Genomic DNA, 15145 nt, shown 5'->3' with positions numbered 1-15145 from the left:
GCTGCCGGACCCTCCCCCTGAGGCAACAGCGATGCCATGATGGTGAGTTATGGCTGAGGGGGATGGAGTGGCCGACAAAGGCGTGGCCAACCAGGGCATTCGCGTGCGGCTGGACGGAACCGCGAGCGAGAGTGACATCGGAGCGCTGCGCAAGTGGCTGGAGCGGGAGAAACCGCTCGACGAGCTGGTGCGCGCGGGGCGGTTGCGGATCGACGAGCGGCGCGGGACGGACGAGGAGACCGGCGCCCCGATGGGCATCGGCATGGAGATCGTCGTGGCGCTGGTCGGAGGAGCCGCCTCGGTCGCCTTCCGGGATCTGCTGGACCAGGTGAAGGCGGCCGTACAGGCCTGGCGGGAGAACCGTCGCGAGGTGGAGGACGGGGAACCGCCCGAGGGGCAGGTCGATCCGGTGCCGCTCGACGACAGGTAGGCCGGTGGACCGTTTCGACCCGCGCGGGCTGGTGAACCGGGCGCTGCTGGTCGGTGTGTCCGAGTACGACCTCACGGAGCCGCCGCACGGGGTGCCCGGCGACCTGCCGGCCGTCAAGCACAACGTGACCCGGCTGCGCGAGGTGCTGCCGCACGGCGGGGTGTTCGACGAGCGCGACATCAGGGAGTTGCGCTCGCCCTCGCAGGACGACTTCGGGCGGGCGCTGCGCACGGTCGCCGCAGAGGCCGAGGGCCTGCTGCTGTTGTACTTCGCCGGGCACGGCGCCATCCCCAGCGCGGGCGACGAGCTGTTCCTGCAGATGCGCAACGCGAGCGTGGTCGCGGGCGGGCACGCGGTGTTCCCCGGCGCGGAGATGTTCACCACCGTCCTGACGGTCCTCGCGACCAGCCCGGCCCGGCGGATCGTGGTGATCCTGGACTGCTGCTTCGCGGGCAACGCGGCCTGGCTGTGGGAGACCTTCCGCGACAAGCGGCGCGTGCTGCTGCTGATGAGCGTGCAGGCCAACCACCGCATCGACGCGGGCGATCCGAGGACGCCGACCCCGTTCACCGCCGAACTCCTCCACCTCCTGCGGGAGGCGGACGAGGCCGACCTGGGGTTCCGGGACCTCGCGGACCGGCTGTGGGAGCGGATGGACCACCGGCGGTATCGCACGGTGCGCGGCGAGCCGTGGGAGCCGCAGAGCCGCGCCGAGACCAAGGAGGACGTGCTGCTGTGGGCACGGGCGGTACGGCCGGCGCCGGACGAGCGGCAGGAAAACCAGCAGGAGCAGCAGGAGCGCGAGCAGGAGGACGAGCAGGAACAGGAACAGGAACAGGAACAGGAACAGGACCAGGAACAGGACAAGGAACAGGACAAGGAGCAGGAACAGGAACAGGGCCAGGAACAGGACCAGGAACAGGAGGAGGAGCGGGAGGCCCGGTTGCGCCGGGTCCTTGCCGTGTTGCTGGGCGTCCTGCGCCCGGCGGCCGCCTGGTTCAGCCTCTCCCGGCTGCCCGGCCTGCTGCGGGCGGGCCGGCGCCCTCGCCACCGGACCGTGAACCGGGTCGTCCTCCCGCTGGTCGTCGCCGCCCTGGCCGTCGGCTCGTACGGCCTGGCCACCCGCACCGGCGGCCCCGCCACCTGTGCCCCGCCGCTGGAGCTGCGCGTGCTGACCGACCCCGACCTGGAGCCGACGGTCCGCGCCGCCGCCGACGCCTACCTGACGTCGGACGGGAACACCACCGGCGACGGCTGCCGCCGCACCGGCATCACCGTCTACAGCGCGGGCTCCTCCGACGTGGTCACCGCGCTGCGCAAGCAGACCGTCGCCTGGCAGGAACCCCACGACGAGACCAACCCGCAGCGGGACATCGGCCCGCAGCCGGACATCTGGATCCCCGCCTCCCGCGCCGATGTCGCCCGGGTCGTCGACGGGCAGGACACCGACGCCGTCGCCCGGCTCAAGCCGGCGGAGGAACCGCTCGCCTACTCCCCGGTCGTGCTGGCCGTCCCGCAGGACCTCGCCGTCGAGGACCTGTACGCACGCACCGGCCGCACCCTCAACGAGATGATCGACGCCCTGCTCGACCGGGACGAGGACGCCGAAGTGCGCCGCCCCGACCCGGAGTTCACGGACGCGGCACTGCTCGCGAGCATCGGCCTGTACGGCCCCGGGCTGCGCGACACGGCCCGCCTCGAACGCCTGGTGGCCCCGCCGGGAGCGCCCGCGCCGACCGCCGGGGACCTGCTGTGCTCCCTGCCCGACGTCGACGCCGTGGACGACCGCACCGCCGCCCTCGTCCCCGAGTTCCTGATGCGCAGTGGCGTCGGCTGCGACCGCACCACCCGCAGCCCGCGCCTCGCCCAGTACCCCAAGGACGTCCCCGGGCTGGAGCCGCTGTTCGTGCGGGTCCGCTGGCTGGGCGCCGACCGCGACGGGACCGCCCGCGACGACGCGGCCGACGACTTCCGCGGCTGGCTCGGCGGCGAGGGAGGCCGCGCGGTGTTCGCACGGGACGGCTTCCGCTCCCCCACCGGCGGCAGCCGGCCCCTGCTGGACGGGAAGCACGTCGCCGAGGGGGTGCTGCGCGCGCCCACCCCGCTGGACGAGTCCGCCGGCCGGGACGAGATGGAGGCCGCGCTCGACGCGTACCAGGGCGCACGCGGGCCCGGCCGGGTGCTGTTCCTGCTCGACAGCTCCGGCTCGATGGCCAGGCAGTGGGCGGGCCCGAGCGGCGGCCCGGGCCTGCTGAAGCAGTCGCTGGGCGGGCTCGGCGGCCGGGACGAGTACGCGGTGTGGGCGGTGGCGGGCACGACGGGACGGTCGTACGAGACCCTGCTGCCCTTCGGCTCCCACCGGCGCAACGAGGCCGAGACGACCATCGACCGCCGGGCCCGCGTCCGGGACGCCGAGGCCGACCCGCACGCCGCGCTGCTCGCCGCGCTCGACGAGCTGGACAGCCGCGGCGGAGACCGGCGGCCCCAGCTGATCGTCCACATCACCGACGACGAGGACGCCGGCCGGCTGACCGGCGCCCGCCTCGACGACGTCCTGGCCCGGGCACGGGCGGCGCGGGTGCCGGTGACCATGGTGTCGCTGGAGAGCGGCGGCTGCGACCGGGGCCGCCCGGACCGCCGCATCTCCGACGCGAGCGGCGGCCGCTGTTTGGACGCCGGCGACGACCTCGCCGCGGCCCTGCGCGACGAGGTGGCGCGCACCGGGACGGGGGAGGACTGATGGGGCGACGGCTCGACGCGGCGGCCCTGCACGACGGGGTGGCGCGCACCGGAACCGGTGAGGGCCGTCGCGCGCACCGCAACCGGGGAGGACTCATGGCCCGACGGCTCGCCGTGCTCCTGGCCCTGCTGATGGTGGCCGCCTGCACCGGCGGACAGGGCGACGGCGCCGGGCCGGGCGCGTCGGCCTCCGGCGGTGACGTGGAGGGCGTCATCGTGGTCGCCAGCGGCCGGGACGTCACCGGCCGCAACGGCGTCCGACGACAGCTCATCGACGCCTGGAACACCCGCCAGCAGAAGGAGAACTCCGGCTACCGCGCCCGCCTGGTGGAACTGCCCGGCAGCGCCGACGAACAGCGCAGCCAGCTGCTCGGCGCCCTGCAGTCCGGCAGCGCCGAGTACGACGTCGTCAACCTGGACGTGACCTGGGTCCCGGAGTTCGCCGCCGCCCGCCTGATCCGCCCGCTGCCCGAGAGGCTGATCGACCCCGACATCATCGAGCCGGTGGCCGGCACGGCCTGGTGGGACGGCCGGGTGTACGCGGTGCCGTTCAACAGCGACGTGGGGCTCCTCTACTACCGGCGCGACCTGCTGGAGCAGGCGGGCGTGGAGCGGCCCGACCTGAGCGGCGCCACCGGCTGGCAGGCGGTCCGTGCGCTCGTCGACACCCTGAACGAGCACCGGCCCAAGGCCCCGTACGACAAGGGCTGGACCACCCAGCTGGCCGCCTACGAGGGCCGTACGGTCAACGCCGTCGAGGCGTTCGCGTCCGCGGTGGAGGACTTCGCGCTCGTCGACGACGACGGCCACTACACCGCCACCGTCGAGGAACTGACGGCGGGCGTCGCGGAGCTGCGCCTGCGCACCGACAAGCCGTACACGCTGCAGAACGCCGTCACCTCCGACGAGGAAGCCTCCCTGAGCGACTTCGCGGCCGGGCGCACCGCGTTCCTGCGGCACTGGCCGTACGCCTACCGCACCCTGTACCGCACGTTCACCGAGCGGCAGCTCGACGTGGCCCCGCTGCCGGGCCGTGCGGTGCTCGGAGGGCAGAACCTCGCGGTGACGGGCGCCTCGCAGCGGGCGGGCAAGGCGACCGAGCTGATCGAGTTCCTCACCGGCCGGGAGAGCGAACGCTGCCTGCTGGACGCGGGCTTCGCGGCGACCCGCACCTCGGCCTACCGGGACGACGGCCTGCGCTGCACGGTGGCCGCCCCGGGCCCCTCGGCCTCACCCACCGGCGAGAGCGCCGACACCATGCCCCGTGACAAGGACACGGGCCGCCCCGCCTACGCCGAGAACATCCTGCTCCCCGCCCTCCAGCAGGCCGTCCACCGCCCCCGCACCCCGCTGTACGGCGCGTTCACGCAGACGTTCACCGCCCGGCTGGGAGCCCTGTTCACCGACAGCCCGCCGGGCGACGCGGAGCTGGCGAGGAGCCTGGACGAGGCGCTGCGCGGGGCACTGCCCGACTGAGCCCGGTCACGCTCCAGCGCCCGTCTCCACATCGCACTCGAACCAGACGGTCTTGCCGGTCCGGTCGGTCAGGGGCTCCCACCCCCACCGATCGGTGACGGCTTCGACGATCAGCATTCCGCGTCCGTCCTCGGCGAGCTCGTCCACAGCTGTGGACAGCGGCGGGCACGGGTTGGTGTCGGTGACCTCGACCCGCAGCCCCTGCCCGTCCGGCCGCCGCAGGATCAGCACGGCGCCACGCCGGTCCGAGGTGTGACGCACGACGTTGGCGACCAGCTCGGTGAGGGCGAGGGCGGCGGCGTCGAAGAGGCCGGCCATCTCCCAGGCGGTGAGATACACCCGGAGGACGCGGCGCAGATGCCGGGCGGAGTGCTCACCGAGGGTGAAGCCGACGCCATACCTGGTGCCAAGTCCTGGCCCCTGCCGCTCAGTTACGTGATTCATGCCACCAGCGTGGAGTCGCTTGGTTACTCTCGGCCACAAGCCGAAATGAACGCGGTGCCGCGTTCTGACCAGGGGGTGACCGCTCCATGCCCAACATCCGCAAACTCGACCCCACCGCCTCGCCGTTGGACTACTTCGGTTCCGAACTCCGCCGGTACCGGGAGAGCGCGGGGATGTCCCAGCAGGAGCTGGGCGAATGCATCTTCTGCACCGGCTCGTTGGTCGGCCAGATCGAGACCGCGCACAAGGTGCCGACCAGGGAGTTCGCGGAGCGGGCGGATGCGGCGCTGATGACGGACGGGTGTTTTTCGAGGCTGGTCGGGCTGGTGTTGCGGTCCCAACTGCCGACGTGGTTTCAGCCGTATGCGGAGATGGAGGCGAGGGCGACGTACATCGCCACGTTTCAGCCGCAGGTGGTGTACGGGCTTCTGCAGACGGAGCAGTACGCGCGGGCCGTGCTGGGCGCGTCCCAACCGGAGAACCTCGACGAGCTGGTCGCGGCGCGCATGGAACGGCAGCGCGTCCTGGGCAAGGAGAAGCCGCCCGTGGTGTGGGTGGTGCTGGACGAGGCGGTGCTGTACCGGCCCATCGGAGGCCGGGAGGTGATGCGAAACCAGCTGGCGCACCTGCTGAGTTTCCGGAACCAACGGCGCGTGAAGATCCAGGTGCTGCCGTTCTCGGTGGGGGAACACCCAGGCCTGCCGGGCGCCTTCAACCTCCTGCGCCTCGACGACGACCCGGACATCGTCTACACCGATGACTTCGTCCAGGGACACATGACGGCCAATCCGGACAGTGTCAGCGAGGGCTGGCTCCATTACGATCAATTGCGAGCTGCCGCGCTCTCGGTACGGGACTCGGCAGACCTGATCGCCCACGTGATGGAGGAGCGCTATGGAGACCAGCCAACAGCTGAGGAGCGCGACGTGGCGTAAGTCGAGCTACAGCAGCAGCAACGGCGGCGATTGCGTCGAGTGTGCTCCCCTCGGCGGCGCCGCATGGCGTAAGTCGTCGTACAGCGGCAACACAGGGGGCGATTGCGTCGAGGTCGCCGACCTCGGCCCCGGTGTCGCCGTCCGCGACTCCAAGAACCCCGAGGTCGGCATCCTCACGCTCTCGCCGGAGGCGTACGTCGCCTTCGTCGGCCACCTCGCCGCCCGGTAACTAGCGTCCTGCCGCCTCCGCCACGCTGCTCACGGCCGGGGCCTGCTCCACCGCTCTCGCCGGGCCCGCGTTGGCCGCCAGCAACAAGGTCGCGACGGCGATGACGGCGGCGGCGAAGCCTCTGGCACAACGCTCGGTGGTACGGGTGCGTTCCAGCACGGCGACCTCGCAACAAGCGACGGGTTAAACGGGGTTAATTCCCGGTTTAACCTAGGGGCTGTCGAATCCGAACGGCAAGGTCCGCAGGGGGAGTTGGGTAGCGGGGAGCGCGACGACCCGAAGACCGCCGGGCGCCGGGTGCAGCGGCTGCGGGTCGAAAGCGGCCTGACGCGGAAACAGCGGGCGGAGCCTGTGTACACGGCCCTGCTGTCGGGTGTGGCTCTCCGGGGCGGTGCCGGTGGCGGTAGGGATGTCGCCGAGTGTCCCGGCCGCCTGGCCGCGCTCGTAGGCGGCAGAGGGCTCCGGTATCCCGGACCTGCACCCGGGTGTCCGGGCCACCTGTGGGGCTGACCTGCTCGGGCGCCCCGCTTGACCTGTCCCCCACCAGGTGGGTCAGCTGACGGTCCCGTCGAAGAGGCAGTAGACGACGTACAAGCCGTACAAGGCGAGGAGAGCGCCGAGGAACCGCGTCCACCCGGGCAGAGGGTGACGCTGGTGCGTGTTCCACATGCGCCGCAGGCGTACCACAGTGGAAGCGACGCCGAGCGCGGTGATGGCCGCGAACACCCATAACAGCACGGGCCGGTCGTCTGCCGACACTTTCCGCACCCCGGCGTTGGCGATGACGAGTAGCAGGTAAGGGGCGATGTACTGGGCCGGGCTGAACTCCCGAATGCGCTCGGGGCTGCCGGAATCGATCATTGGGACACCTCCGGAGTGCGGTGCTTGTCGGCCGGGGCTCACTCAACCATCGCTGGCACGGGGCCGACCACGACGGCCCCGGGTCTCTCACCGGCCGCCACGGCCCCCGCGTACGACCCCGGCCAGCGTCCGCAGCGCCCGCCGCAGATCCGGCTCCGGCGCCGACGCGAGCCCGAGCCTGACCGCGTCCGGCGTGCGGCTCGGGTCGACCGCGAAGGCAGAACCGGGGGTGACCGCGATGCCCTGCGCCGCCGCCGCCGCGGTGAAGGTGTCCGCGCGCCAGGGCGCGGGCAGCTCCCACCAGGCGAAGTAGGCGTGCGGATCGGACCGTACGGTGAACCCCGCGAGCTCCTCGGCGAGGATCCGCTGCCGTCGGGCCGCGTCCGCCCGCTTGGCGGCGACGAGGCGCCCCACCGTGCCGTCCTCGATCCAGCGCACGGCCGCCTCCAGCGCGAACCGCCCCGCGCTCCAGCCGCCGGACCGCACGGCGGCGGCCACGGCGTCGACCCGGTGCGGCGGTACGACGAGGAAGCCGACGGTGAGCCCGGGGGCGACGCGTTTGGACAGGCCGTCGACGAGGTGGGTGAGCGTGGGGGCGTGGGCGGCGAAGGGGCCTTCCGGTGGGCAGGTCTCCGGGTGGGCGAGGAAGGACCAGATGCGGTCCTCGACGACGGGGATGCTCAAGTCGGTGGCGATGTCGGCCAGTTGGCGTAGGCGTTCGGTGGTCGTCGTCACGGACGTCGGGTTGTGGAGTGTCGGCTGCACGTACAGGGCGGACAGGGGTGCCGTGCGGTGGGCGGCGGCGACGGACTCGGGGCGCAGGCCGTCCTCGTCGACGGCCAGCGGGACGAGACGCAGGCCCAGCCGGGCGGCGATCTCCTTGACCAGCGGGTACGTCAGCGGCTCCACGCCGACGCGCCCGCCCGGCCGGACCAGGGAGGCGAGCGCGGCGGCGACGGCCTGGCGGGCGTTGCCGGTGAAGAGCAGCCGGCCCGGGTCGGGGCGCCAGCCGGGGGTGGCCAGGAGGGCGGCCGTGGCCTCCCGGGCGGGTGCGGTGCCGGTGGCGGGCGCGGGGCGCAGGGCCTCGGTCAGGACGTCGGTGCGGAGCAGGGGCGCGAGGGCGGACGCGAGGATTTCTGACTGGCCGGGCACGGAGGGGTAGTTGAGCTCCAGGTTGACGGGGAATGTGGCCTCCCCCGCCCCGCCGCCCGGCACCGGCTCGGCGAGCGCCCGCCCCACGGGCCCGGGCGGGGTGGCCCGTACGAAAGTGCCGCGCCCGACCTCCCCGACGACCAGCCCGCGCCGCACGAGTTCGCCGTACGCGCGCCCGGCCGTGGAGGCCGCGATCCCGTGGCGGCGCGCGAACGCCCGCTGCGGCGGCAGCCGTTGGCCGGGCCTCAGCCGCCCGGCGGTGATGTCGGCGGCGATCCGGTCGGCGATGCGCCGGTAGTCGTCCATTCCCGTCCCCCCTCCCGCTGGATTGCACCGAGGGCAAAGATCTTATTGCACCGAGGAGTTGGGCGGACCTAGGGTCATGGCCATGGCACCCTTCCTCGCATACGAGGACAAAGGCACCGATGTCTCCGGACTTCCCCTTGTCCCTCTCGTCCTCGTCCACGGCCACCCCTTCGACCGCACCATGTGGGCTCCCCAGCTCGCGGCCTTCTCGGCGACCCGCCGCGTGATCGCCCCCGACCTGCGCGGCTACGGCGCCTCCCCGACGACCCCCGGCGTCACGGACTTCGCCGACTTCGCCCGTGACGTCGTGGCGCTGCTGGACGAGCTGAAGGTGGAGACGTTCGTGCTCGCCGGGCTGTCCATGGGCGGCCAGATCGCGATGGACTGCTACCGGCAGTTCCCCGACCGGATCCGCGGCCTGGTCCTCGCGGACACCTTCCCGGCGCCGGAGACCCGGGAGGGCGTACGCGCCCGCAACGCCATGGCCGACCGCCTCCTGCGCGAGGGCATGCGCGGCTACGCAGACGAGGTCCTGGAGAAGATGGTCGCCCCGTCCGCGGACGCCGAGGTCAAGGCCCATGTGCACCGCATGATGACGGCCACACCCCCCGAGGGCGCAGCGGCGGCCCTGTGCGCCCGCGCCGGCCGTCCCGACTACCGCACCCTGCTGACCCGGGTCACGGTCCCGGCCCTGGTCGTCGTGGGCGCCGACGACACCTACACCCCCGTCTCCGACGCGCGGGCCATGGACGCGGCCCTGCCCGACTCCACCCTCCATGTGATCGAGGGCGCGGCCCACATGCCGAACCTGGAGAAGCCGGTGGAGTTCAACAAGGCGCTGGGTGAGTTCCTGGCGCGCATGGAGTAGGACGGATCACGGCCGGGGGCGGGCGCGCAGGGCCACAGGGCCGCCGTGAGCAACTTCTCTCCCGCGCTCCCCGTCTTTGAGGGAGGATTCGGGGCATCCCACCCGCGAGCGGAAGGCCGGGACGTGGACACTGCGGCTGCCGACTGGACGCGCACCGACGAGGAAGTGCCGTACCGCCGTGGCGGGCGGCTGTTCGGTGCCTGGTGCGCCGGGCTGCTGTTCGCCGGGGTGAGCGTGGTGGTCGGGTTCCGGGTCGCCGACAGCGACGGCGTCACGCCCGTACCGCAACTGCTCGCCTTCCTGCCCTGGCTGCTCGTGCCGACGGGCGCCGGGCTGCTGTGCACCCTGCTCGCCCGGTGGTGGACCGGGGCGGTGTGGGGCGTCGCCCTGCTGGGACTGCTGGCCTGGTTCATGGACCCGTACGGCAAGACCGGTGACCCCGCCGGACGCCCCGTCGCCGGGCTGCGCGTACTGACCTCGAACGTCGAGTTCGGCCAGGGCACGAGCGCGCTGGTGTCCGCCGTCCGCCGCGAACGGCCGGACCTCGTGTTCGTGCAGGAGTGCGAGTACACCTGCGACGCGGCACTCAAGCGTGACCTGGCGGACGCCTACCCGCACCGGCAGGCCGTGGCCGGCGGCGGCTCCGAGGGCTCCGTCATCCTCAGCCGCTTCCCCCTCGACCCCACCGACGGCATCCGCGCCACCATGGGCATGCCCGGCGCCGTCGCCGACGTACGCGGACACGCCGTACGACTCCAGCTCGCGCATCCCATGCCGCCGCTGCCCCGCCAGGTGGACCTCTGGCGCGACGAACTGGACGCGCTGCGGGACGTCGCCGCGGCGGACCGCACGACCCCGACCGTCCTGGCCGGTGACTTCAACGCCTCCCAGGACCACGCGGCCTTCCGCCGCATCCTGGACACGGGACTCACCGACGCCGCCCGCCTGACGGGCGCGGACCGGACCCCCACATGGCCGTCCCGGACCGCCCCGGCCTTCGGCGCCCAGATCGACCACGTACTGGTCTCGGAGCACTTCTCCGCCCACCGGGCCCGCTTCCTGGACCTGGCGGACACGGACCACCGGGCGGTGGTCGTCGACCTCACGCTCCACCAGGGCACATGAGGCGGAGGCGCCCAGCTCGTGGGCGCCCCCGGACATCCGTACGGCCTACTTCTCGCCCCTACGTACGGCCTGCCCGTCACGTACGGCCCGCTGCCCGTCACACACCGATGTCGCGGCCGTCCGCACGCCACACCGCGACAACGGCCGGCCGCACGATCTTCCCCGGCCCGTCGGGCCACGTGCTCGCCGGCTTCTCCACCGACGCCCCGTCGATCTCCCCCGGGTGCTGCACGGCGACCAGCACCCGCCGGTCCTGGATGATCGGACCGCAGGTCTCCGCGCCGTTCGGCACGGTCAGGAACTGCTTCAGCTCACCGCGCCGCGCACCCCGCGTGGCCACGCCGAAGAGGCCGTCGTGGGAGCCGAGCTGGGCGCCGTCGGTGGAGATCCACAGGTTGCCGTACGGGTCGAAGGCCACGTTGTCCGGGCAGGAGATCGGGCTGACCTTGTCCTTCGGGAAGCCCGCGAAGTAGGTCGACGGGTCCTTCGGGTCACCGGCGACCAGGAAGAGCGACCAGGCGAACCTGGTGCTCTCCGGCCGGTTCCAGCGCTCGGTGAGCTCCAGCACGTGCCCGTGCTTGTTGGCGTTGCGCGGGTTGGCCTCGTCCGCCTTGGCGTTCGTACCGACACCGCGGTTGCTGTTGTTGGTGAGGGCGACGTACACCTTGCCGGTGACCGGCGACGGCTCGATGTCCTCGGGCCGGTCCATCTTCGTGGCGCCCACCTTGTCACCGGCGAGCCGCGTGAAGACGAACACCTCCTCGGCGGTCATGCCCTCCACGTGCGAGACGGCACCCTTCGCGGTGGCGGTCGCCAGCGGGATCCACTGACCGCTGCCGTCGAACTCACCGTCGGCCGGCAGCTTCCCGGTCCCGTCGATCTCGATGGCCGGGGAGTCACCGGTCAGCTTGGCGACGTACAGCGTGCCCTCGTCGAGGAGGGTCATGTTGTACTCGCGGACCGCGCGGGAGCTGCCCTTCTTCATCCGCTTGCTGCTGACGAACTTGTAGAAGTAGTCGAACCGCTCGTCGTCACCGGAGTACACGACCGGGCGGCCGTCGTGCGTGAGCCGCACGGTCGCCGCCTCGTGCTTGAAGCGGCCGAGCGCGGTGTGCTTACGGGGCGTGGAGGTCGGGTCGTACGGGTCGAACTCGACGACGTACCCGAAGCGGTGCACCTCGTTCGGCTCCTGGGCGAGGTCGAACCGCTTGTCGAACCGCTCCCACTTGCGCTCGGTGGCGCCGGTGCCGATGCCGTACCGCTTGTCGGTGGCCCGGCTGCCGTTGGCGAAGTACTGGTTGAAGTTCTCCTCGCCGTGCAGGGTCGTGCCCCACGGGGTCGTACCGCCGGAGCAGTTGTTGAGGGTGCCGAGGACCTTGGTGCCGGTCGGGTCGGCGGAGGTCTTGACCAGGTCGGACCCGGCGACCGGGCCGGTGAGCCGGAACTCGGTGGTGGCGGTCACGCGCCGGTTGAGGTGGTGCCGCGGAACGGCGGTCAGCTTCCCGGTCTTCCGGTCCTCCTCCACCACGACGGCGGACAGCCCGTGCGCCGCCCACGCGATCTCGACCTGCTCACGGGTCGGGTTCGCGGCGTCGTACCCGCGGAACATGAGCACCTCGTCGGTGTACTCGTGGTTCGCGACGAGCAGCTGCCGGCCCCGCTCACCGGGCAGCGGAAGCAGGGCGAGGAAGTCGCAGTTGTACCCGAACTGCCCGGCCTGCGCCTTGGCGGTCTGCTTCTCCGGGTCGAAGGCGGGCGCACCGCGCAGAATGGGCTCGCCCCAGCGGATGACGACGTTCTGCTGGTAGCCGTCCGGTACGACGACGGCGTCGGTGGTGTTGGGCGCGACCGGGCTGAAGCGCAGCCCGCGCGCACCGCTCTGCTTCCCGTACGCCGCACCGGCCGTACCGGCCGTACCGGCCGCGGCCGGGGTCGCCGCACCGGCCCGCGGGGCGCCCGCGACACCCGCCGCACCGGCACCCGCCGCCGCCACGGTGACGACGGCGGCGGCCCGCATCATCGACCGGCGGCTGAGGGCTCCGGCGATGACGTCGCCGACGTACTCGTTGGAGCTGGTGTTGGGCACCTCGTGGAAGCAGGCGTCACCACACCGGAAACGACAGGTCATGGCGGAACGGCCGCCGGGATGCGATCCGGACGGCGTTCCGATCAACGGCAGCAGCTTGCGCACTGAGATCTCTCCTTGGGTGCCCTTGGTGTCAGCGTGACCGTAGGGGCACATATGTGCGGCAGCCGGGCGCCCGGGTGAACGCCGAGTGAATCTGCGGCGGCCGTAAGGAACTTACCCCGACCGGCACCGGCGCCCTGCCCGCCGACCGAATGCCGCCCTTGACAGGAAGGGCCCTCCACCCCCGACCCTGCCCAAGATCACCAGCGGGGGCCGCTAACCTTACGTGTCCGTCCTGGCCAGGGATTGACGGGCTTCAACTCACGCGAAGGGTTGCGCTAATGGGCATTCTCACTCTCCTGCGGAACGCGTTCGGCCGGTCACGCAAAGCACGGACCACCGAGCCGGAGGGTGCGGCAGCGGAGCGCACCGCACAGGAGACGCCGTCTTCGCAGATGACGACGTCTTCCCAGGAGGCGACCGCTTCGCGGGACGCGGCGGTTTCGCGGGATGCGTCGGTTTCACGAGACGCGACGGCTTCGCGGGAGACGGCCACTTCCCGGGAGGCGGCGTCCTCGCCGGGGGCGGGGGCCGCTGCGGGCGGCACGGCGACCACTCCTGAACCGAAGCTCCCGTCCCCGTCCACCGAGCCGGAGCCCGCGCCCACGACCCACGTCCCCGAACCCCGCCCCGCCACCCGCGAGGAGCACGAGCTCGTCGCCGCGGCCTTCGACAAGGTGACGGTCCCCAGGCCGACGCGGTCGGAGGAGCGGGACCGGGTGGCGGAGGAGAAGCCGACGGCTGCGGAGCCGACGGCTGCGGAGCCCACGACCGTGAAGCCCACGATCGAGGAGCCGACGGCCGTGAAGCCCACGATCGAGGAGCCCACGGCTGCCGAGCCCACGACCGAGGAGCCGACCGTCGCGGAACGTGAGCCGGAGCCCGAGCCGGTCGCCGTGGAGAAGCCGACAGCAGTCGAGGAGCCGGCCCCCGAGCCGGTGACGGCCCCGGCCCCGCAGCCCGAGGCCGAGCCGGTTGCGGAGTCCCCGGAGCCCGAGCCCGAGCCGGTCGCCGAGGACAAGCCCGTGACGGAGCCCGAGGCACCCGAGCAGCCGGAACCGAAGGCCGAAGAGACCCCCGAACCGGCACCCGAACCCGAGCCGGAGCCCGAGCCGGTCGCCGTGGAGAAGCCGACAGCAGTCGAGGAGCCGGCCCCCGAGCCGGTGACGGCCCCGGCCCCGGCCCCGCAGCCCGAGGCCGAGCCGGTTGCGGAGTCCCCGGAGCCCGAGCCGGTCGCCGAGGACAAGCCCGTGACAGAGGCCGAGGCACCCGAGCAGCCGGAACCGAAGGCCGAAGAGACCCCCGAGCCGGCACCCGAACCCGAGCCGAAGCCCGAGCCGGTCGCCGAGGACAAGCCCGTGACGGAGCCCGAGGCACCCGAGCAGCCGGAACCGAAGGCCGAAGAGACCCCCGAGCCGGCACCCGAACCCGAGCCGAAGCCCGAGCCGGAGCCGGAAAAGACCACGGCCCCGGAGCCGATCGCGGCGGCAGCCGCCCCCGGCCCCCAAGCCGCAGCCGCCGACGGCGAGCCCGCCCCGCAGGGGCCGCCCGCACCCGACCACGAAAGCCGCACCGGTGGTGCGGATGGGAACACCTCCCCGGCCGAAGGCGCAGCCGAGGACGGCGAGCCCGCCACCTCCCTCGCCCACGTGAAGTCCCGCGCCCCGGGCCTGGCCACCGCCTACCAGGCCGCCGGCACCGCCCTGAAGAAGAACAACCTCACCGGTACCCGCGCCAAGGTCTACCTCGTCCTCGACCGCTCCGCCTCCATGCGCCCGTACTACAAGGACGGCTCCGCCCAGGCCCTCGCCGAGCAGACCCTCGCCCTCGCCGCCCACCTCGACCCGGAGGCCGCGGTCCACGTCGTCTTCTTCTCCACCGAACTCGACGGCACTGGCGAGCTCACCCTCACCGACCACGAGAACAAGATCGACACCCTGCACGCCTCCCTCGGCCGCATGGGCCGTACGAGCTACCACGCGGCGGTCGAGGAAGTGATCACCCACCACACCAGGACCACGGCGGACCCGGCCGGCACCCCCGCCCTGGTGATCTTCCAGACGGACGGCGCCCCCGACGCCAAGACCCCCGCCACCCAGGCCCTCACCGACGCCGCGAAGAACCACCCCTCGGTCTTCTTCTCCTTCGTCGCCTTCGGCGACCCTGAGAACAAGGCCTTCGACTACCTCCGCAAGCTCAAGACCCCCAACACGGCCCACTTCCTGGCCGGCGAAACCCCGCGCGAGCTGACGGACAAGGAGCTCTACGAGGCCGTACTGGCGAACTGGCGCCCGTAAGCCCGCCACCCCAGGGGGGTGGACAGAAGGTGGGGTGGACACCGCCCCGGGCCTCGTCCACCCCCCGAAACGCGTGTGAGTCGATCTTCACCGGG

12 protein-coding genes are annotated in these 15145 nt (G+C 72.6%); 8 read left to right on the top strand and 4 right to left on the bottom strand.

The features are described from left to right. Nucleotides 1-67 precede the first annotated feature (67 nt). The 3 genes from ACYVMZ_RS18500 to ACYVMZ_RS18490 all read left to right on the top strand — a co-directional run bounded on the left by ACYVMZ_RS18500 (nucleotide 68) and on the right by ACYVMZ_RS18490 (nucleotide 4645). Nucleotides 68-430: a hypothetical protein gene (locus ACYVMZ_RS18500; protein ID WP_461080888.1), complete on the top strand. Its 363-nt coding sequence runs from the start codon at nucleotides 68-70 to the stop codon at nucleotides 428-430. A gap of 4 nt (nucleotides 431-434) precedes the next feature. Then, nucleotides 435-3170 (top strand): caspase family protein, encoded by a 2736-nt coding sequence (locus tag ACYVMZ_RS18495; RefSeq protein WP_461080886.1) that lies wholly within the window; start codon nucleotides 435-437, stop codon nucleotides 3168-3170. 95 nt (nucleotides 3171-3265) lie between these two features. Then, nucleotides 3266-4645 carry an extracellular solute-binding protein gene (locus ACYVMZ_RS18490; RefSeq protein WP_461080949.1) on the top strand — a complete coding sequence of 460 codons (1380 nt, stop codon included), beginning with the start codon at nucleotides 3266-3268 and terminating at the stop codon, nucleotides 4643-4645. Between the two features lie 6 nt (nucleotides 4646-4651). Here ACYVMZ_RS18490 and ACYVMZ_RS18485 read toward each other — a convergent pair whose 3' ends face one another. Next, complete coding sequence (locus ACYVMZ_RS18485; RefSeq protein ID WP_461080884.1) at nucleotides 4652-5089, bottom strand: ATP-binding protein; 438 nt, start codon at nucleotides 5087-5089, stop codon at nucleotides 4652-4654. Nucleotides 5090-5175: 86 nt separating this feature from the next. Between ACYVMZ_RS18485 and ACYVMZ_RS18480 the strand changes: the two genes are divergently transcribed. Both ACYVMZ_RS18480 and ACYVMZ_RS18475 read left to right on the top strand, forming a co-directional pair. Beyond that, nucleotides 5176-6024, top strand: a complete 849-nt coding sequence (locus tag ACYVMZ_RS18480) for a helix-turn-helix domain-containing protein (RefSeq protein ID WP_461080882.1) — start codon at nucleotides 5176-5178, stop codon at nucleotides 6022-6024. Further along, nucleotides 5984-6253: a DUF397 domain-containing protein gene (locus tag ACYVMZ_RS18475; protein WP_461080880.1), complete on the top strand. Its 270-nt coding sequence runs from the start codon at nucleotides 5984-5986 to the stop codon at nucleotides 6251-6253. The genes ACYVMZ_RS18480 and ACYVMZ_RS18475 overlap by 41 nt, the downstream gene beginning before the upstream one ends. Before the next feature lie 552 nt (nucleotides 6254-6805). Here the strand turns inward: ACYVMZ_RS18475 and ACYVMZ_RS18470 are convergent. Continuing rightward, complete coding sequence (locus tag ACYVMZ_RS18470; protein WP_461080878.1) at nucleotides 6806-7114, bottom strand: hypothetical protein; 309 nt, start codon at nucleotides 7112-7114, stop codon at nucleotides 6806-6808. An 87-nt stretch (nucleotides 7115-7201) separates the two neighbouring features. Continuing rightward, nucleotides 7202-8572, bottom strand: coding sequence for an aminotransferase-like domain-containing protein (locus tag ACYVMZ_RS18465; RefSeq protein WP_461080876.1), 1371 nt, complete (start codon nucleotides 8570-8572; stop codon nucleotides 7202-7204). An 82-nt stretch (nucleotides 8573-8654) separates the two neighbouring features. Between ACYVMZ_RS18465 and ACYVMZ_RS18460 the strand changes: the two genes are divergently transcribed. Next, nucleotides 8655-9440, top strand: coding sequence for an alpha/beta fold hydrolase (locus ACYVMZ_RS18460; protein ID WP_461080874.1), 786 nt, complete (start codon nucleotides 8655-8657; stop codon nucleotides 9438-9440). Between the two features lie 123 nt (nucleotides 9441-9563). After that, nucleotides 9564-10565 (top strand): endonuclease/exonuclease/phosphatase family protein, encoded by a 1002-nt coding sequence (locus ACYVMZ_RS18455; RefSeq protein ID WP_461080872.1) that lies wholly within the window; start codon nucleotides 9564-9566, stop codon nucleotides 10563-10565. 97 nt (nucleotides 10566-10662) lie between these two features. On the opposite strand, the gene ACYVMZ_RS18450 is transcribed toward ACYVMZ_RS18455, so the two are convergent. Beyond that, complete coding sequence (locus ACYVMZ_RS18450) at nucleotides 10663-12756, bottom strand: PhoX family protein (RefSeq protein ID WP_461080870.1); 2094 nt, start codon at nucleotides 12754-12756, stop codon at nucleotides 10663-10665. A gap of 392 nt (nucleotides 12757-13148) precedes the next feature. On the opposite strand from ACYVMZ_RS18450, the gene ACYVMZ_RS18445 reads away from it, so the two are divergent. Continuing rightward, complete coding sequence (locus tag ACYVMZ_RS18445; RefSeq protein WP_461080868.1) at nucleotides 13149-15050, top strand: VWA domain-containing protein; 1902 nt, start codon at nucleotides 13149-13151, stop codon at nucleotides 15048-15050. The last annotated feature ends 95 nt before the right edge of the window (nucleotides 15051-15145 follow it).

This window comes from Streptomyces deserti (genome assembly GCF_054782695.1).
This window is presented reverse-complemented; position numbering and strand designations above follow the sequence as displayed.